This is a genomic window from Acinetobacter gyllenbergii CIP 110306 = MTCC 11365 (genome assembly GCF_000413855.1).
In the GTDB taxonomy this organism is placed as follows: Bacteria; Pseudomonadota; Gammaproteobacteria; order Pseudomonadales; family Moraxellaceae; genus Acinetobacter; species Acinetobacter gyllenbergii.
In genome coordinates this window covers 150,712-174,491 of the sequence record NZ_ATGG01000061.1, presented here as the reverse complement: position 1 = coordinate 174,491, position 23,780 = coordinate 150,712, and the positions used below count along the sequence as shown (strand labels likewise).

The following is a 23,780-nucleotide window of genomic DNA, read 5'->3' as shown; positions in this document are numbered from 1 at the left end:
ATTAAGGTAATTTAGACCTTAAAAGATACCAACAAATAACGAATCGGGTTACAGGACTGTATATGACTGCGGTGTCAAGTGTTTATGCACAACGCTTTTTAATGACATTATTTTTGATTTCTTTTGGCATTTATTTATTTCTTGCCACAGTAACCTATACACCGTTTGATCCGGGTTGGATGCACATTTCCAGTGATACCCAGCAGGTTTCAAACGCCAGCGGTGTAGCAGGCGCTTGGATCGCAGATTTACTGTTCGGTTTCTTGGGATGGGCAAGCTTGCTGATTCCTTTATTTTTGTTTATTGAAGCCATTCAAGTCTGGTGGCCAAGAAGCTTTCTTAACCGTCCATTTCGTTATGCTGCCCAGTTTTTCTTGATCCTGTCCATTTCCAGCCTCTTGTATCTGCACTGGAATACACCAGCAGATACCTTGGACAATGCGGCTGGAGGAATCATTGGTTATGAATTGGGACAGAGCTTATCGCAATTACTGACCATTTATGGCGCAACCTTGTTCCTACTTGCATTCAGTATCTTATTACTGACCTTAGCTTTTGGGATTCAGTGGAACAAGACTTGGGCTACATTGAAAAATACGCCTGCTTATTTACAAGATTTATTTTATAAAAATGTACCTCAGCATGAGTCTGCGTATGACCTGACTGAGCAATTGGCAGCCGCTGATACACCAGCAATTAAGAATAAAACCCAAAAAGCGTCTGAACCAACGTCTGAAACCGAAGAAGCTAAAGTCAATCAGGTTCAGGCAAAACTGATTAAAATTGATGATTCACATCATCAGTTGATGGCAGAAAAACTGTTCGCTGATGTGGTTGCGAAAGAACAGCAACAAAGTACTCAACCCGCACCAGCGGAACAACTTGAAGATTTTGAGCAAACCTTACAGCGCGCGCATCAATTTGAAAATGAAAGCCAGCGTTTGGTGCAAACTGGTGAAGTGTGGCGTGCATTGCAACGCGATGATGCGAGTCATAAGCAAGAGATTGATGCCTTATTAAGAGCGGCGGATGATTCTGCCAATGCGGCTCATCCCTATGCAGCGCCTACTGCACATGTTGCAACGCAGACGACCAACCACAGTAATTTAGATTGGAATGATGACCAAATCTTTGATGAGTTATTGGCTGCTGTTCCAAATAGTAAGACGGCGACAGACTTACATACCCCATTTACCCAAGAGCCTCAGGCACATCCTGCCCCTCAGGTTACTGAGGTCGAATTTGAAGCAGATATCGAAGCATTGATTAATGAATCTGCAAGACCAGCAGCTGTACAGCCTGAGACTGCACCGATTCAAAATGTAATACATCCTATCCAAGAGGATGTTCATCGCATCACTGGGCAGCAAGCAGACGATTTTAGCGATCTTATGGTTGAAGAAGAGCCTAAACAAGTGCCTGCTCGAAGCACAAGTTATGCGCAATCCTCTGCTTTTGTAAAAGCACCGATTGAGGTTTCAGCGGCGCCGAAAGAAACCCTGTCTAAAGAAGCCTTCCTCGAAGCATGGCAAGAAACGGCAGGTAAAGCTGATCCAGATGTGGATTTAGATATTGAAGATGATTTTGATCTGGATGCGCCGTTAACAGATGCATTTGGTCGTCCGATGTCACGTGCCATGCAAGTTGCGCAAAAACGCCGTGATCTACCGACTTTACCAGGTCTGGAATTGCTGGATGAAGTTGATCCAAACAAAAAGGTCAATTTTACCGCTGAGCAACTCGCACGTCTTTCTGAGCTTTTAGAGATTAAACTACAAGAGTTTAATGTGAAGGCTCAGGTGGTCGAAGCCCAGCCAGGACCCGTCGTAACACGCTTTGAACTGGATCTTGCACCAGGTGTAAAAGCCTCTAAAGTGACCAACATTTCACGCGATCTAGCACGTTCAATGTCGATGGCATCTGTCCGTGTGGTTGAAGTGATTGCAGGAAAACCATATATCGGAATTGAAGTGCCGAATAGTAGCCGTGAAATGGTACGCTTGATTGAGTTATTGAAAACGCCAGCTTTTGAAGACCCTGCGGGTTTGCTCTCTATGGCGATGGGTAAAGATATCTCAGGTAATCCTGTCATTACTGACCTCGGTAAAGCGCCACATATGCTGGTTGCGGGGACCACAGGTTCTGGTAAGTCGGTTGCAGTCAACTCGATGATCCTTTCGATGTTATTGAAGTACACACCCGACCAGTTACGTTTGATTCTGATCGATCCGAAGCAGCTTGAATTAGCCAACTATAATGATATTCCACACTTATTAACGCCTGTGGTCACTGACATGAAAGATGCGGTCAGTGCTTTAAACTGGTGTGTCAATGAGATGGAACGCCGTTATAAATTGATGTCCTTCTTGAAAATTCGTAAGTTGAGCGACTATAACCGTAAGGTCGAAGAAGCGATTGCCAATGGTGAAGACCTTATTGATCCAACATGGAAAGCCAGTGATTCGGTTGTCGGTGAGCGTGCACCGCGTTTGACGCCGTTACCGTCGATTGTGATTGTTGCGGATGAGTTTGCTGACATGATCATGCAGGTCGGTAAAAAAGCGGAAGAAATGATTACCCGTTTGGCACAGAAATCGCGTGCCGCAGGGATTCACTTACTGCTTGCAACACAACGTCCTTCGGTTGACGTGATTACAGGTTTGATTAAAGCCAATATTCCAACCCGTGTTGCATTGCGCGTAAACAGTAAAATTGACTCACGTACAATCCTTGATGCAGGTGGCGCAGAAGACTTGCTCGGTCATGGTGATATGTTGTTCTTAGGGCCTGGTAAAATCGAGCCTGAGCGTGTGCATGGTGCCTTTATTAGCGATGATGAAGTGAACCGTATTTGTGATGCTTGGCGTGAACGTGGTGAGCCGGATTATGTTGATGAAATCCTGACGCCATTTGATGAAGAGCCAAGCTCACGTGGTTTTGAAGATGGGGATGGTGATCCAAGTCGTGATGCGCTGTACGATCAATGTGTATCGTTCGTTTTAGAGACACGTAAAGCATCGACCTCATCGCTACAACGTAAATTTAGCTTAGGTTATAACCGTGCGGCGCGCATTATCGACCAAATGGAAGAGAATGGCATTGTCAGCTCAATGGGTGCCAATGGTAAGCGGGATATTCTGGTTTAGAAATTATCTGCTAAAAAAAGCCTCTATTGATAGAGGCTTTTTTATGGGTATTTAGTGGCTTTATTGAAGAAGCGATTAAGCAAATTTTGCTAAAACTTCTAAGAAGCCATCTTTTTGACGTGGGAATTGAGCAATCACATCATGAATGCGCTGTCCTTCAGGGTTGGTTGCATTCAAGTCACGACCATCTGCCAAAAACTGGGTAATCAAGCGCTCATAGTCATTTGGGCGCATATGTTTGAATGCATGATAAAGCACATGAAAGTCAGCATTTACGCCAGTTGGAGGAAGTTGGTTAAGGTAGGCAAACACACGCTCATCTGACCATTCTTCATTGAAAGTTGCTGGCTGTGATAATGCCATGACAATCTCCTCAGTCTTATAAAATAATAAAGGCAAAATCCTTGAAGTGGGGGAAAGCCATGCTTTCCAATTCCACTCGCGTATTTTGCCTTTATTTGCGAAAAATCGCTAATGAAAAAACTGCTATCGATCTTCAGGTAAATTGATATTCATTTCTAACATTTCGATATTTGCTTCTGAACGAACTTGCATTTGAATATGCTGTTCATCCACACCACGAACATAACGACTCACCACCTGCATGATTTCTTTTTTCATTTGGTCGATTTTGTCTTGGCCTAGGCGACGACCTAAACCTTGTTCAGAGGCAACAATCACCTTTAAACGATCTTTGGCAGTTTGTGCACTTGATGGTTTTTCATCACTGCTAAAAAGTTTACTCCAGAATCCTGCCATAATTACGCTCCAAATAGTCTAGCTAACCAACCTTTTGGCTGTACTGCAATGTGTCGATAAGGACGGTCTTCACCAAGGAAGCGAGCCACTAAGTCATCATAGGCTTGACCCGCTTTTTCTTCTGCATACAGAATCACTGGCTTACCTTCGTTTGATGCTTGAAGCACGCTTGGACACTCAGGAATGACGCCCAATGTCGGCACTCGTAAAATATCTTTCGAAATATCGTCAATCGTAAGCATTTCTTGACGATCAGCACGTTCAGGGTTGAAACGCGTGATACATAGATGCTTACGAATACGACCTTCGTTTTGTTCAACTTTCTTGGTCTTGCTATCAAGCATGCCAATAATACGGTCTGAGTCACGAACCGATGAGATTTCAGGGTTGGTAACAATGATGGCTTCATCAGCATGATACATTGCTAAAATCGCACCGCGCTCAATACCGGCTGGTGAGTCACAGATGATGTAATCGAACTCTTGAGAAAGTTCATCAATCACACGTGCAACACCTTCATCGCTCAAGGCATCTTTATCACGGGTTTGTGATGCAGGGAGAATGTACAAGTTTTCAATATCTTTATCACGGATCAGCGCTTGTTGTAAGCGTGCTTCATTATTAATGACATTGACGAAATCATAAACAACGCGGCGTTCGCAGCCCATGATCAAATCTAGATTACGTAAACCTACATCGAAATCAATCACAACAGTTTTATGACCACGTAGGGCTAAACCTGTTGCAAAAGATGCGCTTGTTGTAGTTTTACCTACACCACCTTTGCCTGACGTTACGACAACAATTTTGGCCACCGAATCCACTCCTATTTATGGTCATACGCCCCTAAAAGGGCTTATTTGGTGCTTTAAAACTCAATTCAATAAATTAAAACTGCAAGGCTTCAAATTCAAGTTCTTGCTTGTTATTTAAATAAATATGTACAGGCTTTTTGATCATATCTTTGGGAATATCATCTGCTACACAATAGGTTCCTGCAATCGAGATTAATTCTGCTTCTAAAGAGTGACAGAAAATACGTGCTGCAGCTTGCCCACCTGCACCTGCAATGACTCTACCACGAGCATTGCCATAAATGTGAATATTTCCAGATGCAATCACTTCTGATCCACTATTCATGCCCGCATTTAGGATAATATCGCCTTGATCTTGGACCAAACATTGGCCTGTCCGCAAAATCTCATCATGATAAGAGGTGATATATGCATTCGATGTGTTTTTTTGTGGTGTTTGTATTGCAGCATTATCCGCTGTTTTTACAGGAGCATGATCAACCACTTGTTCTTTAGATGCCTTGATGCGCTGTAAGGGCTGATCGGCAGGTAGAACAGGGAATTGAATCGCCCGAGCTTCATCACCCAAAATGCCATCAATGACGGCCATCGGTTGTAAACCTAAATCAATTAAAAGCTGAATTAACGCAATCAGCTCTTGTTCTACGGTACTGTCAATAATGACGAGTGTACCAACATAAGAACCTTCATTCAGTGTACTACTCAGTTGCTGTCGGATTGCATTATGGTCATTAGTGTCAAAAGTCAGACGACTAAAATTCACCATTCTGCCCGTAATCCGTATATCAGCCATAATTTATCCTTCAGGGCTTTTTAAGCGCTCTATTGTGTTGAAGCGTGTTGTAAATAAAAGCAAATGCTAGAACAAATTACACGAATTCTCTAGCTTGATTGGTAATTTTTCTTGTAATCATTCTGCTTTTTTATCCAATTGATCAGATTCTTGCAAAGTTTGCTGCCATTGTTTGACTTTGACCTGTTTACGAATCGCTTCAAGGCTTTCAAATACGACGGATTCGACCAATTCTTCTAGGTAGTGATTGTCAATATTTAGCTCACTGACCTGTTGTGCAATATATTGATAATTTTCATTCGGTCTTTGTGCTGAACCAGAAGTAAATGGTTCAATTAAACCTGCACTGATGTTTTCACCTAAGCGTTGTCCGATACTTTGTATTTGTTGTTCGATACGTCCACCCACAATCGGGATCAGGCGCAACAATTGGGTGAGCTCAGGGGTATCTTCAATGGCTTGATTGACAATAATACCGACTTTTTGAGTGATCACGGGTTGCTGTTGTTGTAATGCGGTCGCCAAGGACTCTTGTAACATTGAGCTCAGTGTCACGGTAAAGAGTTGTCGATGATGATCGACCAGATCATGAATAATTTTTTTATGGCTAGAGCTGGTTTGTAATTCGTGTCGAATGCCATCAATCACCGTAATGACCACACGATCAGACAGCTCTTCCATCACCACACGATAATAGAATAGAGCTTTGATACGAATGCCATCGGGGACAACTTTATAACCGAGTTCATGGAGTCGATAAGCGATGATTCCTGCACGGAATAAACGTAAAAAACGTAAATGTGGAATAATGGCTAAGATTTCATACCAGTGAATAAAGGGGAAAAACCACCAACGGGCATGATGCTTTTGTGCAATCGAAATAATCCAACGCACAACCAGTTCAACAATCAAAAAGATAATGAACCATGCTTCAGTGGTAATCACCCAAGGGTGTAAATGGGTGCGATAAAAATCCAGCACACTGGAGAGATGAATAAAGTTGAAAAACCATGCCCCGATATTACTCATCAGGAAAAAGTTCATACCTAAGCAGAACAAGTTAAAAACAATAATAAACACCATGAAAATGTCATAGACGAGGAACAGCTTGAAAAACACACTGTTCGGATTGACATAGTTATATTTAGAGTTTTGTCCTGAGTCCTGTTGGGTCATGTCTTTACTCAATTCCTAATGAGAATATTAATTATATTTTGCTTTCATTTGTGAAATCAGCTGGTCTTTTTCAGTCCAGATTTGATCAACCCATTTTTGGAAACGTTCACGATAGGCAGGGTCATCTTCATAATTACCGCCGAGTACCCAGTCTGGAATTTCTATTTTGCGTAAATCGACGGCGATACGAGAGACATCTCCCAACCAAAACTCACCATAACCAGGTGCACCATCAGGATAGACAATGGTCATATCCACCAAGGCATCAATTTGATCCCCCAGAATATTGAGTGCTAAAGCGAGGCCACCTGCTTTAGGTTTGAGTAAATTCTGAAATGGGGATTGCTGTGCAGCATGTTTTTCAGCAGTAAAGCGGGTGCCTTCTAAATAATTTAATAAGGTAAACGGTTGACTCAGCAACTGTTCACAGGCTTTACGCGCTTCCAGCATATCACGTGATTTCAGCTCTGGATTTTTGGCAATTTGTTCTTTGCTATGCCGTTTCATCATTGGGAAGCCCAAAATTTTAAAGGCTTGCCCCACAAAAGGAATAAAAATAAGTTCCCACTTGGTAAAGAAACGGGTGAGGGGCATACGGGTTAAACCAAAATATTGATTCACCGTCGTATCGACCCAACTTTGATGATTACACATCATCAGGTATCGTCCCTGCAAATTCAGATCAAGTTGTTCATCAATACTAATGTCCCATTGTAAATTTGGCAGGACATTGTCAATTAACCAGTTGTTTACCCCTAACCAACTGTTAGTAATTTGAATATTGGTTTCATCTACTTTGGTTGATTTTTTAAATAATTTAGTGAGACCGAGTGCCAGTACGGGTGGACCATGAAAAAAGGTGCTGCCTGTAATCACTGAACTAACGGTTAATCCTTTACTGACTTTTTGCAATAGGGATGCTTTTTTATTAGCGGTAGCCATAAATCGAACCTTGAGTGCATATGTTTGAAAAAAGAGATGTTCCAACTATAAACAACAGATGTTGAAATACAACTGTATATTTTCAGATATTGACATTTTTTATAGATTCAAATGCGTAGATTGGTTTTTATTGGTAAGAGATAGAGACTATATTGTCAAGTTTGCTTGTAAATTGCGCACTTTTATTTTGTGATGTGAGTCTCACTATGGTTTTATTCTGAGAGAAGTATAACAATGAAGAAATTGTGTTGGCGTGATCAAGTAAAATGCATCAAAATATTACAAAACTACTAATAAAGTGTTTATTATTAACAAAAAATCAATGGTCTAGCGCCATTTTCTCATTCATCATTTGTCCAGACAACAAAATACATAGACAGGAGCAACGCAATGCGTGCATTAGTAATTTCAACACTCGTAGGGGCTGGATTGGTACTTTCTGGTTGCCAAACGACTGGTAATAACATCGGTGGCGTTGAATACGATAAATCTGCTTTAGGTGCGTTAATTGGTGCAGCAGCAGGTTACGGTGTATCTAAGGGTAACGCAAATACAAGTAAGCAAAACAACCGTGCTGCAGCAATTGGTGCGGTACTTGGTGCAGCTGGTGGTTTATATCTCGATAACAAAGAGAAAAAATTACGTGAACAAATGGCAGGTACTGGTGTAGAAGTTGGTCGTAACCCAGATGGTTCGGTTCAATTAATCATGCCAGGTAGCATTACGTTTGATACTAACAAATCAAACATCAAACCTAACTTCTACGGTACTTTAAACAAAGTAGCGCAAACTTTAGGTGAAGATAACAAGAGTGCGATCTTAGTAACAGGTTATACAGATAACACAGGTAATGATTCAATCAATATCCCATTATCTCAAGCACGTGCTCAATCAGTGAAGAACTACTTAGCTGGTCAAGGTATTTCTGGTAGCCGTATCGATGCACAAGGTTTAGGTTCAGCGAACCCAATCGCTTCAAACGCGACTGCTGCTGGTAAAGAGCAAAACCGCCGTGTAGAAATCAGCATTTATGCTAAACAGTAATTTTTACTGATTTCAAAAAAGCCACCTTCGGGTGGTTTTTTTATTGCAGATCAAAATAGGCGACAAGCTACGGCGTGTTATTTGGATAAGGCATCATAATTTATACATATCCCTAGATTTACTATTGGGATTCTAAAACAGAGATGTCTATAATTGTGCTCGAAAAATTAGGCTCGGAAACGAGAGAGGTATAAACCATGTCATCTGCCAGTCAACTTAATGACAAGCAACTTGAGGCCATGAAATATGTTCAGGGACCATTGTTGGTGCTTGCAGGTGCAGGTTCAGGCAAAACCTCTGTAATTACCCGAAAAGTTGCCTTTTTAGTGCAGCAGTGTGGTATTCCTGCCTATCGTATTACAGCAATGACCTTTACCAATAAAGCGGCACGTGAAATGAAAGAGCGTGTCGGAAAACTGCTGTCACGCGAAGAGGCAAAAGGGCTATCGGTCTCTACTTTCCATACTTTTGGTTTAAATTTACTCCGCCTCGAATTAAAACATTTACCGCTTAAAAACAATTTTTCGATTTTAGATGCTGATGACTGTAAACGAATCTTGATGGATTTGATGCAGCGTGACAATTTATCGGGTGCTGAGAGCAAAGAACTTCTTGCCAAGGCGATGAAGAAAATTTCAGACTGGAAAAATGATCTGATTGTCCCCGAACAAGCTCACTCAACTTGTGAAACGGTTGAAGATGTTCAGTTTGCCCACCTATATCAACTCTATGAGCGTAACTTACGTGCCTATAACGCCGTAGACTTTGATGACTTGATCGTGATGCCAACGCGTTTGCTTCAGGAAAATGCAGAAGTGCGTGACAAATGGCAGAACCGTGTTCGTTATTTATTGGTGGATGAATATCAAGATACCAACACAGCACAATATACCTTAGTGAAGCTGTTGGTTGGGGTGATGGGGCAGTTTACCGCTGTAGGTGATGATGACCAATCCATCTATGCTTGGCGTGGTGCAAAGCCTGAAAATATGGCTTTGTTAAAAGACGATTTTCATAATCTCAAAGTGATTAAGCTGGAACAGAACTATCGCTCGACCAGTCGTATCTTAAAAGCGGCGAATGCTGTGATTGAAAATAATCCGCATATTTTCGATAAGAAATTGTGGAGTGATAAAGGTCACGGTGAAACCATTCGTGTCATTACCTGTTTGAATGATGATGATGAAGCGGAACGTGTGGTGAAAGACTTGATCACGCATAAGCTGATGAATGGTAAAAACTGGAAAGATTATGCGGTGTTGTACCGTGGTAATTTCCAAGCGCGTGTGATTGAAACCCAACTGCGTCAGATGCAAATTCCGTATAAGTTGTCAGGTGGTCAATCCTTCTTCGCACGTGCTGAAATTAAGGATGTGATGAGCTATTTACGTCTCATCATTAACCCAGAAGATGACAGTGCTTTCTTACGTATTATCAATACGCCTAAGCGTGCCATTGGCCCAGTCACGTTAGAGAAACTCGGTTTATTTGCCCAAGAAAACACCTTGTCTTTATTGACGGCATCGTCAGACCAACGTTTAAGTATGGTGTTACCGAAAAAAGCAGCAACACAATTACATGAGTTCGCTGATTTTATCGCGACCTTCACCCGTGAATTGCTTGATGATGATGAGCCGATGCCGAAAGTGCGTCAGATGATCAACGAAGCTGGTTATATCGACTATATCCGTGAGCAGGCAGCGACTCCTGCGCAAGAGAAAACCAAGCTCGACAGTGTCGAAAGTTTATATAGCAGTATTCAAAATTTATTGAATCGTACCGATGATGTCGATGAGAAAAATATTGAAAGTGTGATTCGCAAATTGGTACTGCTAGATATGCTTGAGCAGCAACAGGAAGAAGAAGACACCGATAAAGTGAATTTACTAACCTTGCATGCCGCCAAAGGTTTGGAGTTTCCTTATGTGTATATGATTGGCCTAGAAGAAGAGCTCTTGCCACATAAGAATTCGATTGCATCGGAAACCATCGAAGAAGAACGCCGTTTGATGTATGTAGGCATTACTCGTGCGCGTCAAGGTTTGACCCTGACTTTGGCAGAGCAACGTAAGAATGGCGGGCAAATGCGTCAAATGACGCCAAGCCGCTTCTTGGATGAAATGCCGCAAGATGATCTGGAGTGGCATGGCCGTAAAAAGAAACTGGCGCCGAATGTCGATCCAAAAGAACAAGCTCAGCAATACCTTGCCAATTTAAAAGCATTGTTGAAACGTTAAGAAATTGTGAGTAGGAAATTTTAATGAAAGTTCAAGTTAAAGTATTAGATGCCCGTTTAGGTCAAGAGTGGGCTTTGCCTTCTTATGCAACCACAGGTTCTGCAGGTTTAGATTTACGTGCTTGTCTCGATGAGGCAATTGAGATTGCTGCGGGTGAAACCGTTTTAGTGAAAACTGGCTTGGCGATTTATATCGAAGATCCAAACTTTGCGGGTTTGATTTTACCGCGCTCAGGTCTCGGTCATAAACATGGGATTGTGTTAGGTAACTTGGTGGGTTTGATTGATTCTGATTATCAGGGAGAGCTCATGGTGTCAGTTTGGAACCGTGGACAAAATAGCTTCCGTTTAGAACCAGGTGAGCGTTTAGCGCAATATGTCTTGGTTCCAGTGGTACAGGCAGAGTTCGAACAAGTGAGCGAATTTGTTGCGACTGAGCGTGGTGCGGGTGGCTTTGGACACACTGGAAAACAATAAACTTTTCAGTAATTATCACTTTAAATGCAATGTTTTGCTGAAAAACGTTGCATTTTTCATATTGATTGTTGCCTCGATATATATTACAAAGCAGCTGATTCATTATTTTAATTTTGCTGAATAAGGGTTAATTAATTTCTTAATAGTTTCTGCTTTTTTTATGGATCATAAGATTATAAAAATAGGGGCTTATAGTGAATATACAACATACATTTCCGCTGAGTATTTTCCGTGCTTATGATATTCGCGGAAAGCTAAGTAATTTAACACCAAATATTATTAGCTCGATTGCCTATGCTTTAGCTGCACAATATAAAAATGCTGAACAGACACATGTGGTGATTGGTTATGACGCACGTTTAACCAGCCCAGCTTATGCTCATATCATTCAACAAATCTTTGAACAGCAAGGATTAAAGGTCATTAATATTGGCTGTTGTTCATCGCCAATGATGTATTACATTGCTCGTGATTTTGGTGGCAATGGGATTATGGTGACCGCAAGCCATAATCCAAAGTCTGATAATGGAATTAAATGGATTCTAAAAGGAGAACCACCTACACCTGAAGTTATTCAGCAAGTTGGGCAATTTGCACAGATTTCGTTAATACATCGAAATGATTCACTGCTTTCAGAAAATTTGACACATCAGATTATTTCTAAATACTGTTTGCAATATCAGCAATCATTATTGACCGATATTCAGTTAGCACGTCCTTTAAAAGTGGTTCTAGATGGATTAAATGGTTCGGCAGGGCGGTGTGCCAAATTGGTTTTAGAAAAATTAGGTTGTACGGTGATTGCTTTACGTTGTGATGCCAATGGTCATTTTCCAGACCATGCCCCAGATCCCTCCCATGCTGAGCATTTAAGCAAGTTACAAGCTGCTATCGTGGCTGAAAAAGCCGATCTTGGGATTGCTTTAGATGGTGATGGTGATCGTGTGGTTTTACTGGACGAGAATGCACATATCATCAGCCCTGATCGCTTATTGTCGTTATTTGCCCAGATTTGTTTGCAACAGCATCCACACAAAGAAATTGTATTTGATGTGAAATGCTCAAGTATGGTGGCAGATACGGTACAGCGATTAGCTGGGCAAGCCAAAATGATTCGTACAGGCAGTAGTTTCTTACGTGCTTATCTGTCTCAATCTCAAGGGACAGCGGTCTTTGGTGGTGAGTATGCTGGCCATTATGTGTTTAATGATGGTCGTGGTTTTGGCTATGACGATGGGCTATATGCCGCATTGAGAGTGATGGAGTACCTGACCCAATCTAGCGCAGCCAACCTATCTGAATTATTGGAGGCTTACCCAGAACGCTACTGTACTGAAGACACCTATATCAGTACCCATGATGTCAATCCACAACAGGTTTTAAATGATATTGAAATTTTAAGTCACCGTTTGGGCGCGCGTTTAAGTAAAATTGATGGTGTAAGACTTGATTTTGACGATGGATTTGGCATTATTCGAGCATCAAATACTGGCGAATATTTTACCGTGCGGTTTGATGCAGATAATCAAACCCGATTAATTGAAATTCGTCAGACCTTTGTTTCTATGTTGCAAACGCAATATCCGCAGATTGCACAAGAACTCGCACTGGCTTAATAAGGAGAGACGCATGCCACATGAGCATATCGGCATTGATAAAGCAAAAATTTTGATCGAAGCTTTGCCGTATATCCAACGTTTTGCAGGAAAAACGCTGGTTGTAAAATATGGTGGTAATGCGATGACGGATCCAGAGTTGGAAAGTTCATTTGCCCGTGACATTGTGTTGTTAAAAACCGTTGGTTTAAACCCGATTGTGGTGCATGGTGGTGGTCCACAAGTGGATTCACTGTTGAAACGCCTTGGACAAGAATCTGATCGTATTGATGGGATGCGGGTGACTGATCAAGCCACCATGGAGGTGGTTGAGATGGTGTTGGGTGGTAGCGTCAATAAATCGATCGTAAATCTAATCAATAAGCATGGTGGCCGCGCCATTGGTTTAACGGGTAAAGATGGCAATTTACTGCGTGCACGCAAATTGCTGATGGAAAAACAGGAAGCAGACGGTTCGATTTCACAAATTGATTTGGGTATGGTCGGTGAAGTCACTGGCGTAAAAACTGATGTGCTGGAAATGTTTACCCAAAGCGATTTTATCCCCGTGATTGCACCATTGGGTGTGGATGAAGAAGGCAATACTTATAACATCAATGCGGATCTTGTGGCGGGTAAAGTTGCAGAAGCATTAGGTGCAGAGAAGTTGATTTTGCTGACCAATATCACAGGGGTATTGGACGAAAATAAAAATCTATTGACTGGTCTAAGCACACAAGAAGTTGATCGCCTGATCGAAACAGGTGTGATTTATGGCGGTATGATTCCTAAAGTAGGTTGTGCATTAGATGCCGTTAAAGGTGGTGTAGTGAGTGCGCATATTGTAGATGGCCGTGTACCACATGCAAGCCTATTAGAGATTTTTACCGATCATGGTGTCGGTACATTGATTACCAACCGCGCCAAACATTAATTCACTCTATTGATTTTAAAAGAGACCTTGAGAGGTCTCTTTTTTCGTCATGAGTTGTTCATGTTTTAGTCATTGCAATGTCATTTAAGCGCTTTAAGGTAGGTCTAGTCATAAGGAGCTTTCATTATGCTAGAAAAATTAAATCAATATCGCCAGACATTGACTTTACCTTTACGCCACAAACCAGCTCAAAATCAATTCCGTTTTGAATGGGTGGATAATTTAAAAGAATTACAAGAAGTACAACGCTTTAGAGCGACACAATTCAGCCATCAATTTGGGATGCGCTTTGAAGACGGTTTAGACCAAGATTTATATGATTTCGGTTGCGAGCACGCGGTATTACGTGAAAAATGGACAGGCGAAATTGTGGCCTATACACGGCTTAAATTGTTCCAAGGTCATGAAATCGGGCAGAGTTATAGTGCTCAAGAATTTGAAATCGTTCCACAATTCTCTCATTTACCCAGTATTCTCGAAATTGGACGTACTTGTGTTCATCCAAAGTTCCGTTCAGGTAAAGCCCTGTCAATGCTCTGGCTGAACCTGACCCCTAAAGTCCTGTGGTCGATGCGTGCCAAGTATTTGATGGGCTGCGTTAGTATTCATTTAGAAGATAATTTGGCGCGTGCTTATTACACCCATCGTCAGATTCAACAATTGGGTGAGCATCAGACGATTGATATTCGTTCAAAACGTAGCTTTGAGCCCGAGCGTCCTGATTATAGTTTCCCGCAAGATGAGCGTATGCCAAAGCTTTTCCAAACTTATTTAGGCATGCAGTCGAAATTGTCAAAACAAGCATTTTATGATGAAGATTTTAAATGTTTGGATTATTTTGTTTTCCTTGAAGTAAATAAGATTGCCACTTCTTTTGTGATGAACAAAATGGTGCAACGTTAGTACCTTATCATTCTTAATCTAATAGTGAGCACATATTGAGATTTACAAGGTATCTCTCCCTCATGCACAATAGGCATAGATGTTAGATAGTTAAAAGATATGTGCCAGCTATTAGGAATGAATTGCGCCACCCCGACAGATATTACATTTTCTTTTCGTGGGTTTTCACAACGCGCAGGGGTGACCTCTGACCACTGTGATGGTTTTGGGATCGCTTTTTTTGAAGATAAAGCCTGCCGATTATTTGTGGATAATCAATCTGCAGTTGAATCTCCTATTGCTGATTTAATCCGCAACTATCCAATCAAGTCTCGTAATGTGATTGCGCATATTCGTAAAGCCACGCAAGGTAAAATCAATTTAGAAAACTCACATCCTTTTTTGCGTGAGTTATGGGGCAGACATTGGATTTTTGCCCATAATGGCGATTTACATGATTTTAAACCTGAGTTAAGTGGCCGTTTCGAGCCAGTAGGTAATACTGATAGTGAACTGGCATTTTGTTATTTACTGGATCAATTTGTTGAAGCCTTTGGCTACACCGAACCCAGCCTAGAAGAAATCTTTGTACTATTACAGCGGATTGCTCCGCAGATTGCAGAGCACGGCACATTTAATTTCTGTTTATCAAATGGCAAGGCGCTATTTAGTTATGCCACAACCAAACTGCATTGGTTAGTCCGCGAATATCCATTTCAACCAGCCCATTTAATTGATCTCGATGTTGAAGTCGACTTTAGTCAAGTAACCACGCCTGAGGATCGGGTTGCCGTGATTACAACGGAGCCTTTAACGCATAATGAAGCATGGACAGCATACCAAGCCGGGGAAATGATTTTATTTCAGCACGGTAAGCCGATTCTGCATGCCTTGACTCGAGTGGAGCGTTTAATCCGTGAGGCAGAAAACCCAGCCTTAAAACGAGTAACTAAAGCAGACCAGTATTAATATTTAAAAAGGTATTAATAATATATATATTAGATATACCTTTTATGAGTAAAACCTTCTTATTTTTTAGTTATTCTAATAAAATTAGATAGATATTTTTTCTAACTGGTTAAAAAATACTTGAGCGTTTTGATTGGTTAAAATATTAAAATAAATATAAAACAAGGGTTTAATTTATTTTTCTTATAAATAGTTAAAATCTGACAAAAATGCTGTGTTTTTATTTAATTGCTTTGCCGATATTATATTCTTATTCAATAAATCAAATATGGTTTGGGGTTCGATCTGGGTATGAAATGGTCTGTCGAATATAATACAGGAATCGAGGTGATTGATGATCAGCATCGTCGCATTCTCGATTATATTAATGAAATTGATGAATTAAATGAGGGCGATGATCGGGCAAAATTAAAAGGTATTTTGGATAATATCATTGATTATACCCAGTCTCATTTTACCTTTGAAGAAAGCTTACAAGAAGAAGCAAACTATAAATATCGCGTACCACATAAGCGTGTACATGACTTATTTATCAAAAAGATAGAGACTTATCGTCAACGTTTTGAGTTGGGGCAAGAAATTGATAGTGAGCTGCATGAAGCACTATCAAAATGGTTAATCAACCATATCCGCCATGATGATGCAGATTATGTGGGCGCTGTAAAGGAAAATATGATTGGAATCATTAAGGAAAATGAAAAGAAAAAAGGGAAAAACTGGTTTTCTCGATTCTTCTCATAATAATAAGACAATAATAAAAGACCCCTTATGATAAATAATAATAAGGAGTGGTATGAGTGAACATAAGGGGTTTACTTAATAATATAATAATTCGTGCGCAGCAAATCATCGTAAGGTGATTTGCTTCTTTCTTTCGATATCTTTTGTTTTGATTTTCAGGCGTGAGAAAGGCAAAATAGATTGAATATTTCATTGCAAACTCCATAAAGCGCAATGAGTTCAAAGATTTTTCAAGGAATGCATTATGCAGGACACAACTCTGTCACGCTGGCTTGCACCAGTGATGGCGTTTTGCCTATCTTTTGTCATGATTACCACATTGGCGCCTACTGTTGGAATCCAGATCGATCGTCAATTCGATTTCTGGCTACTGTGGTTAGGCACCATGATTTTATTGGCATTACCTATCGGTTATCTTGAAATTGCTTTAGCTAAACGTTCGCAAACGACTGCATTACAGGCACTTTCTAGCTTAACACGTGATGCAGATGCGTCACCAAAATGGCGTATTGTGGGATGGTTGGCGGTTGTTTTTGTCCCATTTTTTGCTGGCAGTATGCTGATGACAGCAACACAGGTGACCAGCCAACAACTTGGATTAGATCTCTCAAGCCAAGTGGTTTTTGCGATTTTTGCGGTTGTGGCATTGGCACTGTCTTTTATTCCTCGTCAGTTTTTAATCGTTTTAACCCTGCTCGGGGTACTCGCTGCACTCGTACTTGCCAATGTGATGGGAACCCATTTACAAGCATGGCATTGGACGGGTGTCGAGTTTAAGGAGTGGGGCAATGCGACAGTACTTGCTTTGGTCGCAAGTGGTTTAGGCCTCGGTTTATATTGGCAGAGTAGTTTAGCAGCAGTGAAGCAGCAAGATGCCGCTACAACTGCGGTATTGCCGATTTGGGTGGCACAACTGCTTGCGGTGATTGCATTTGGCTTTTTCTCAGTTCAAACACAGCTTCCAGCGTTAGTATGGGTTTTTGCGGCAACAATGTCTGCTGCCTTATTAATTCAATTTGCCAAAGAGCAATTGGCGCAGCGTCAACTTGCGATTGTGATGCAATGGCTCATTTTACTAGCGGCAATTGCTATTTGGGCTGTGCCACAAGTCGAGCAAATTTTTAATACCTTGTTAATGTTATGGGGACTAGTGATTTGCCTAGTTTATGCATTGTTTGCTGGCTGGATTATGAAGATTAGCCATTTGCGCAAAGCGATGGGCTTTAGCAATGAGCTGTTTTATAACCTCTGGCGTATTGCCATCCGTATCGTGTTACCACTTTCAATTGTGGTGGCAATGATTGCGGTGATTGGGCAAGTGCTGTAATGGAGCAGGTTCAACAGGTTTGGGTGGCTTATGCATCACCTGAGCAGCAATTTCATCTCGCAGTTCGTTTTCATGAAGGTATGACGGCGCAACACGCGATTGATGCCAGTGGCTTAGCTGAGCAGGTAAGCTTGCCAGAGCTTTTGCATTTGGGAATATTTGGTAGCAAGATTGAAGCAGATACCGTGTTGCATGCGGGTGATCGTGTTGAGATCTATCGCGCGCTTACCATTAACCCGAAAGATATTCGGCGTAAGCGGGCGGCGAAGAATCCAGTTGGGCGATTTATTAAAGGTAATCGTTTTAGACCATCAAGCTCATAAAGAAAACCCCTCACGATTGATTCGATGAGGGGTTTCTTTTTACGGGAAAGCCGTTATAGTGGTGGCGCAGTCAAAATCGCTTCTTTTGATGCCGGTAAACCAGGTTGTGACTCTGGAATCGTATCTAAACCTTCCAGGCGTTCGACATTACCATTCGCATCAAAATAAACTTTTAGATGTTGACCGTGAGCCGCAGGTATTTTTGCTTTTTTCGCATAAGTACCTGGGATATAGTTGTAGATGTAGTCCCAACGTTGTGGATTCAGTGGATCTGTCACTGTTGGACTACCAAGCAAGAAACGGACTTGCTGAAAGCTCATGCCCACTTGTACTTGAGAAGCTTGTGCTTTGGTTAATGGTGTTCCCTGTGGAATATCAACTTTATAAACACCAAAGACTGAACAACCGCTAAGTACTGAAGTGACGAACAACGCCAGCATGATTTTTTGCATTTTGCTACACTATCCTGATAAATGATGATGCATTTGGTTCAAGGATAGATCATACTGCATCTAAACTCTATTGCCTATTCCAACTTAAGATTTGTTGAGAGACCTTTTTTTATGCCGATTTCCAATCAAGACTTACGCAAAGCTGGACTTAAAGTTACCCTTCCTCGTATTAAGATTTTGGAATTATTAGAAAATTCAAAACAACATCATTTAAGTGCTGAAGATATTTATAAAACCTTGCTTGAACAAGGTGAAGATGTTGGCTTAGCGACGGTTTACCGTGTGTTAACACAATTCGAAGCTGCAGGTATTATTCAGCGTCACCATTTTGAAAACAATCACTCTGTTTTTGAAATCATGCAGGAAGATCATCATGATCACCTTGTTTGCTTAAATTGTAATAAAGTTATTGAATTTACAAATGATATTATCGAGAAAGAGCAACATTCAGTTGCAGACCAACATGGTTTTGCTCTAACTGGACACTCTTTAAACCTATACGGTTACTGTAGTGATGCAGAATGCCAAGAGGCTTATCGTAAAAAATAAGCGTGATTGCGTTAAAATTTAAAAGTTCACGAAAATTGAACAAATAAAAAAGGGAAGGTTACAAAAACCTTCCCTTTTTTAATGGCTTAATTTGAATTACTGACCATCAAAGGTGATATTGCGGCTAGCACTCAATAACTGGTCTGCGCCTTCTTCTGACAGTTTGATGGTCAGGCGTAGGTCGTTTGGTGAATCCGCATGCTTTAAGGCATCTTTGTAGGTAATTTGCCCAGCTTTATAAAGATCAAATAAGGCTTGGTCAAAGGTTTGCATACCCAATTCGCGTGAACGTTTCATCAGATCTTTAATCTCATGAATTTCACCTTTACGGATATAGTCAGCCAAAAGCGGCGTATTAATCAAAATCTCAATTGCAGCGCGACGTGAATTCCCATCTGGTGTAGGAATCAATTGCTGTGCGACGAGTGCTTTTAAGTTCAGCGACAAGTCCATATATAATTGACTATGACGATCGGCTTCAAAGAAGTGAATGATACGATCGAGAGCTTGGTTGGCGTTGTTGGCATGTAGGGTGGCAAGTACCAAGTGACCTGTTTCAGCGAAAGCGATGGCATAGTCCATGGTTTCTCGTGAACGAATCTCACCAATCAAGATCACATCAGGTGCCTGACGTAGTGTATTTTTCAGTGCAATTTCAAATGAGTCGGTATCAATCCCAACTTCACGCTGTGTCACGATACAGCCTGCATGTTGATGTACAAATTCGATCGGGTCTTCAATGGTGATGATATGACCTTTCGAGTTTTGGTTACGGAAACCAATCATGGAAGCCAAGGAGGTTGATTTACCTGTCCCTGTTGCACCAACAAAAATGATAATGCCACGTTTGGTCATTGCCAATTCTTTGAGGACTTCAGGTAGCTTCAAATCGTCCATGCTTGGAATATGCGTTTCGATCTTACGCAGTACCATGCCTGGCATATCACGTTGCTGAAAAGCACTGACACGGAAACGCGCCGTCTTTTCACGGTTCATGATCGCGAAGTTACATTCACGCGTCTCTGCAAACTCTTTACGCTGCTTGTCGGTCATGATGGATTGAACCAGTTGACCTACAATTTCCCCTGAAAGTTTCGATTTAGAGACAGGCACGATCTGCCCGTTAATTTTCATTGAAGGTTCAACATCCGCAGTGACAAATAAGTCCGATGCATTTTGTTGAATCATCAAATTGAGTAAATCATTAAAGTCCATGATATTTCTCTAATCCATTTATTTTTATAGGAATGATTCAGGTTGTTTGGCAACAGTACGTGCAGTTTGTGGGCTAATTAAACCTTTAGATACCAATGTTTTGAGGCTTTGGTCCAGTGTGGTCATCCCGTAGTTAGCACCCGTCTGAATGGCAGAATACATTTGTGCAACTTTGTTTTCACGCACAAGGTTACGAATCGCTGGAATACCGATCATGATTTCATGTGCAGCCACACGACCACCACCATTCTTTTTCAATAGTGTTTGAGAAATGACGGCCTGTAGAGATTCAGAGAGCATGGCACGTACCATGTCTTTTTCTTCTGCAGGGAATACGTCGATGACACGGTCAATGGTTTTTGCTGCAGAAGTGGTATGCAGTGTACCAAACACCAAGTGACCCGTTTCCGCAGCGGTCAACGCCAAGCGGATGGTTTCTAAGTCACGCATCTCACCGACCAGAATAATGTCAGGGTCTTCACGCAGTGCTGAGCGTAGTGCTGCATTAAATCCGTGTGTATCACGATGCACTTCACGTTGGTTGATCAAACACTTTTTCGATTGATGGACAAATTCGATTGGATCTTCGACAGTTAAAATATGGTCATAACGGTTTTCGTTAATATAGTCGATCATCGCTGCAAGGGTCGTCGATTTACCCGAACCCGTTGGGCCTGTGACGAGTACAATTCCACGAGGATAATCACAAATTTCTTTGAAAATTGAACCTAAGCCCAAATCTTCCATGGTTAAAACTTTAGATGGAATGGTACGGAACACCGCACCTGCACCACGATTCTGGTTAAATGCGTTAACACGGAAACGGGCAATATTCGGTACTTCAAATGAGAAGTCAGTTTCTAGATCTTCTTCAAAATCACGGCGTTGTTTATCATTCATAATGTCGTACACCAAGCGATGTACATCTTTATGTTCAAGTGCTGGTAAGTTAATACGACGAACTTCACCATCCACACGAATCATAGGAGGCATACCCGCTGAAAGGTGTAAATCGGAAGCACCATTTTTAACTGAAAAGGCGAGTAATTCTGTAATATCCATAATTTCCCCGAAACAAACTAAAATGTCTCATTATTTTGTAGAATAATATAAGGCTTTCATTCGGGCTTACCAACACCTTAAAGAATGGAAAGCAAAAAAAGATTTCGTAAATGAGAACTGTGTCAATGAATCAATCGTTACAATCCCGCCAATCTGTTTTACATCAAATAGAACAAGCTTGTCAGCGTGTACAACGCGATCCTGCAACGGTGCAATTGTTGGCTGTTTCCAAGACACATCCTAGTGCTAGTCTTCGCGAAATGTATGCAGTCGGACAACGTTGTTTTGGTGAAAATTATTTGCAAGAAGCGCTAGAAAAAATTGAACAACTACAAGACTTAGAAATTGAATGGCATTTTATTGGTCATGTACAACGTAATAAAACCAAACATCTGGCGGAAAAATTTGATTGGGTGCATGGGGTTGATCGTTTGATTATCGCTGAGCGTTTATCTAGTCAACGTTTAGATGCTCTACCACCGTTGAATATTTGTCTGCAAGTGAATATAGATGGTCAAGATTCTAAAGATGGTTGCCAACCTACTGAGGTGGTTGAGTTGGTTCAGCACATCAGCCAACTTCCAAATATCCGTTTACGTGGTTTGATGGTGATTCCTACACCTGAAAATCATGCTGCATTTACTGATGCTAAAGTGCTATTTGAGCAAGTGAAAGCTCAACATGCGCAACCGCAAGACTGGGATACCTTGAGTATGGGCATGTCTGCTGATCTGGACGTTGCAATTGCGGCGGGTTCAACTATGGTCCGGGTGGGAACTGCATTATTCGGAGCAAGGGATTATTCAAATTCATCTAAAGTGAATTGAATAATAAGGTGTAGAAATAAAGAACAAATTACAATTATATAAAATATCTATACTGCTGAAAAAAACGGCATAAATTAGAATGACATGGTGATTCATTTATATTGAAGCTCAATATAAATGAATCACCATTATTTTTACAAAGATAAAAATTGTATTTAGGATCACGTTTAAAATGAAAAAATTGTATTTTTTAATCTCTTTTATTTTATGTTTATTTTTAGCAGCGTGCAGTAAAAAACAGAGTGATGTGGCAGCAGAAGCTGCAGACGCTGCCGATAGTAGTGCGAATGTCCAAGTGGATGTCGATGAGAAACTGGGTACCAAATGGGGCGATGAGATTAGCTCGCATGTGACTGAGGTGGATTTAAATCGTTTAACAGAGCAACCGATTGCTGAATCACAAGTCCGTTATGCCAATAAACAATACCGAGGCAAGACCGTAAACAGTATTTCTTTGGCAGCAGGGAAAATTAGTTTTTCTATTGTTGATGATACTGATCAACCCTTTGCTTTATCTCGGGATGGTGAAAACTATTATCTCTCGGCAAAAGATGGTCAAAGCTATCAATTAAAATATGAAAACCATACCGATAATACCTATGAAATCGTCGCAAGTGTTGATGGAATTGATGTTTTAAATGGTAGGGCAGCTTCCCGAAATAATGCTGGTTATGTGCTCTATCCACATCGTAAGCTTACAATAGATGGTTTCCGTAAGAGTGACTCTGCTGTTGCTTCTTTTACCTTTAGTAAGCCTGAGGATGCTTATGCGGCAAATTCGGATCACGGCTCAATTCAGAATACGGGCATTATTGGAACAGCGATTTATCAAGTTGAATCATTGAAATCTGCTGATGCAGCCGCAGAAGAAAAGCCGTCTAAATATGCTCCTCCACCAAAAGCTTTCCCTGCTGATAAGAATGAATAAGAAATGACAACATTCCTTCAAGATTAATGATTTTGAAGGGGTGTTCCTACTTAAAGAAATAAGAATTTCTATAAGACGTTTAAAATCATATAGATTTTGATCAGCCAATAATCAATGAATAGAAGGCAATCTAGTCTCTGTTATTTAAAATGTAGGTATATAAATGAATATCGCAAAATGCATACTGACTGTTTTAATTGTTGTTATATGTACTTCTAGCAAGGCAACCCCAACCCCTGAAATTGAAAAAGCAGTTATTTCTGAGCACAAAAGCTATCAGGATTTTAAAGAAACCTTTATGTTTTTAATTGCAAAATTAGCTGAAGAGGGAGGTGCTAGCTCGCAAGAAGATGAAGTCATGGAAGTACATTGGGCCTGTGTACATCAGAACCAAATTGTTAAGATGTTTAATAATAATCAAAAATATAGAAAACAGTTTGATCAGGAGTTTGCCAAAGAATATACAACATTTGATGATACTTTAAAGGGCTTTCAAAAGTCTGTGCTCGAAACCCAATCTGTTTGTGCTGAGATGAAAGCAGCCTACGACAAAATTTAAATTTCGAATTGGGATGGGTTAACTTCTAA

The 23,780-nt window shown here is 40.9% G+C and carries 24 protein-coding genes; 15 read left to right on the top strand and 9 right to left on the bottom strand.

Annotation, left to right across the window (positions count from 1 at the left end; genetic code table 11):
- Positions 1–62 precede the first annotated feature (62 nt).
- On the top strand, positions 63–3,146 hold the full coding sequence (locus F957_RS00340) for a DNA translocase FtsK (protein ID WP_016541964.1): 3,084 nt from the start codon (positions 63–65) through the stop codon (positions 3,144–3,146).
- Between the two features lie 75 nt (positions 3,147–3,221).
- Here the strand turns inward: F957_RS00340 and F957_RS00345 are convergent, their stop codons facing one another.
- The 6 genes from F957_RS00345 to F957_RS00370 all read right to left on the bottom strand — a co-directional run bounded on the left by F957_RS00345 (position 3,222) and on the right by F957_RS00370 (position 7,631).
- The gene (locus F957_RS00345) at positions 3,222–3,509 is read right to left on the bottom strand and encodes a PA4642 family protein (RefSeq protein ID WP_005150979.1); all 288 of its coding nucleotides are present in this window, start codon (positions 3,507–3,509) and stop codon (positions 3,222–3,224) included.
- A 123-nt stretch (positions 3,510–3,632) separates the two neighbouring features.
- On the bottom strand, positions 3,633–3,905 hold the full coding sequence (minE, locus tag F957_RS00350; RefSeq protein WP_004655180.1) for a cell division topological specificity factor MinE: 273 nt from the start codon (positions 3,903–3,905) through the stop codon (positions 3,633–3,635).
- Between the two features lie 2 nt (positions 3,906–3,907).
- Entirely contained in the window at positions 3,908–4,720 is an 813-nt protein-coding gene (gene minD, locus F957_RS00355) for a septum site-determining protein MinD (protein WP_016541963.1), read from the bottom strand.
- A gap of 73 nt (positions 4,721–4,793) precedes the next feature.
- On the bottom strand, positions 4,794–5,513 hold the full coding sequence (gene minC / locus F957_RS00360; protein ID WP_004655177.1) for a septum site-determining protein MinC: 720 nt from the start codon (positions 5,511–5,513) through the stop codon (positions 4,794–4,796).
- 117 nt (positions 5,514–5,630) lie between these two features.
- Entirely contained in the window at positions 5,631–6,689 is a 1,059-nt protein-coding gene (locus F957_RS00365) for a hypothetical protein (RefSeq protein WP_016541962.1), read from the bottom strand.
- A 27-nt stretch (positions 6,690–6,716) separates the two neighbouring features.
- Positions 6,717–7,631 (bottom strand): acyltransferase, encoded by a 915-nt coding sequence (locus F957_RS00370; RefSeq protein ID WP_016541961.1) that lies wholly within the window; start codon positions 7,629–7,631, stop codon positions 6,717–6,719.
- A 390-nt stretch (positions 7,632–8,021) separates the two neighbouring features.
- Between F957_RS00370 and F957_RS00375 the strand changes: the two genes are divergently transcribed.
- The 10 genes from F957_RS00375 (at position 8,022) to F957_RS00420 (ending at position 18,159) form a co-directional block, all read left to right on the top strand.
- Entirely contained in the window at positions 8,022–8,675 is a 654-nt protein-coding gene (locus tag F957_RS00375; protein ID WP_016541960.1) for an OmpA family protein, read from the top strand.
- Positions 8,676–8,872: 197 nt separating this feature from the next.
- Positions 8,873–10,912, top strand: a complete 2,040-nt coding sequence (gene rep / locus F957_RS00380) for a DNA helicase Rep (RefSeq protein WP_016541959.1) — start codon at positions 8,873–8,875, stop codon at positions 10,910–10,912.
- Between the two features lie 23 nt (positions 10,913–10,935).
- Positions 10,936–11,388 (top strand): dUTP diphosphatase, encoded by a 453-nt coding sequence (gene dut / locus F957_RS00385; RefSeq protein WP_005205429.1) that lies wholly within the window; start codon positions 10,936–10,938, stop codon positions 11,386–11,388.
- A 194-nt stretch (positions 11,389–11,582) separates the two neighbouring features.
- The gene (locus F957_RS00390; RefSeq protein WP_016541958.1) at positions 11,583–13,004 is read left to right on the top strand and encodes a phosphomannomutase/phosphoglucomutase; all 1,422 of its coding nucleotides are present in this window, start codon (positions 11,583–11,585) and stop codon (positions 13,002–13,004) included.
- Between the two features lie 13 nt (positions 13,005–13,017).
- Complete coding sequence (argB, locus tag F957_RS00395; protein WP_004655163.1) at positions 13,018–13,917, top strand: acetylglutamate kinase; 900 nt, start codon at positions 13,018–13,020, stop codon at positions 13,915–13,917.
- A 126-nt stretch (positions 13,918–14,043) separates the two neighbouring features.
- Positions 14,044–14,820 carry a GNAT family N-acetyltransferase gene (locus F957_RS00400; protein ID WP_016541957.1) on the top strand — a complete coding sequence of 259 codons (777 nt, stop codon included), beginning with the start codon at positions 14,044–14,046 and terminating at the stop codon, positions 14,818–14,820.
- Positions 14,821–14,919: 99 nt separating this feature from the next.
- Positions 14,920–15,768, top strand: a complete 849-nt coding sequence (locus tag F957_RS00405) for a class II glutamine amidotransferase (RefSeq protein WP_032860846.1) — start codon at positions 14,920–14,922, stop codon at positions 15,766–15,768.
- A gap of 285 nt (positions 15,769–16,053) precedes the next feature.
- A complete protein-coding gene (locus F957_RS00410; protein ID WP_004655155.1) occupies positions 16,054–16,509 on the top strand; it encodes a bacteriohemerythrin in 456 nt (151 codons plus the stop codon).
- A gap of 244 nt (positions 16,510–16,753) precedes the next feature.
- Positions 16,754–17,836, top strand: coding sequence for an SLC5/6 family protein (locus tag F957_RS00415; RefSeq protein WP_016541954.1), 1,083 nt, complete (start codon positions 16,754–16,756; stop codon positions 17,834–17,836).
- Positions 17,836–18,159: an RnfH family protein gene (locus F957_RS00420; RefSeq protein WP_016541953.1), complete on the top strand. Its 324-nt coding sequence runs from the start codon at positions 17,836–17,838 to the stop codon at positions 18,157–18,159. Before F957_RS00415 ends, F957_RS00420 begins: the two co-directional genes overlap by 1 nt.
- Positions 18,160–18,212: 53 nt before the next feature.
- Here F957_RS00420 and F957_RS00425 read toward each other — a convergent pair whose 3' ends face one another.
- Entirely contained in the window at positions 18,213–18,611 is a 399-nt protein-coding gene (locus F957_RS00425) for an outer membrane protein assembly factor BamE (RefSeq protein WP_004655148.1), read from the bottom strand.
- Between the two features lie 111 nt (positions 18,612–18,722).
- On the opposite strand from F957_RS00425, the gene fur reads away from it, so the two are divergent.
- Positions 18,723–19,160, top strand: coding sequence for a ferric iron uptake transcriptional regulator (fur, locus tag F957_RS00430; RefSeq protein WP_004655147.1), 438 nt, complete (start codon positions 18,723–18,725; stop codon positions 19,158–19,160).
- Between the two features lie 96 nt (positions 19,161–19,256).
- Here the strand turns inward: fur and F957_RS00435 are convergent, their stop codons facing one another.
- A complete protein-coding gene (locus tag F957_RS00435) occupies positions 19,257–20,375 on the bottom strand; it encodes a PilT/PilU family type 4a pilus ATPase (RefSeq protein WP_004805191.1) in 1,119 nt (372 codons plus the stop codon).
- Between the two features lie 24 nt (positions 20,376–20,399).
- Positions 20,400–21,437: a type IV pilus twitching motility protein PilT gene (locus F957_RS00440; protein WP_004655144.1), complete on the bottom strand. Its 1,038-nt coding sequence runs from the start codon at positions 21,435–21,437 to the stop codon at positions 20,400–20,402.
- Between the two features lie 125 nt (positions 21,438–21,562).
- Here F957_RS00440 and F957_RS00445 point away from each other — a divergent pair, with 125 nt between their 5' ends.
- The 3 genes from F957_RS00445 to F957_RS00455 all read left to right on the top strand — a co-directional run bounded on the left by F957_RS00445 (position 21,563) and on the right by F957_RS00455 (position 23,751).
- The gene (locus F957_RS00445) at positions 21,563–22,264 is read left to right on the top strand and encodes a YggS family pyridoxal phosphate-dependent enzyme (protein WP_016541952.1); all 702 of its coding nucleotides are present in this window, start codon (positions 21,563–21,565) and stop codon (positions 22,262–22,264) included.
- A gap of 172 nt (positions 22,265–22,436) precedes the next feature.
- Positions 22,437–23,192 (top strand): hypothetical protein, encoded by a 756-nt coding sequence (locus F957_RS00450; protein WP_016541951.1) that lies wholly within the window; start codon positions 22,437–22,439, stop codon positions 23,190–23,192.
- Positions 23,193–23,355: 163 nt separating this feature from the next.
- On the top strand, positions 23,356–23,751 hold the full coding sequence (locus F957_RS00455) for a hypothetical protein (protein WP_016541950.1): 396 nt from the start codon (positions 23,356–23,358) through the stop codon (positions 23,749–23,751).
- The last annotated feature ends 29 nt before the right edge of the window (positions 23,752–23,780 follow it).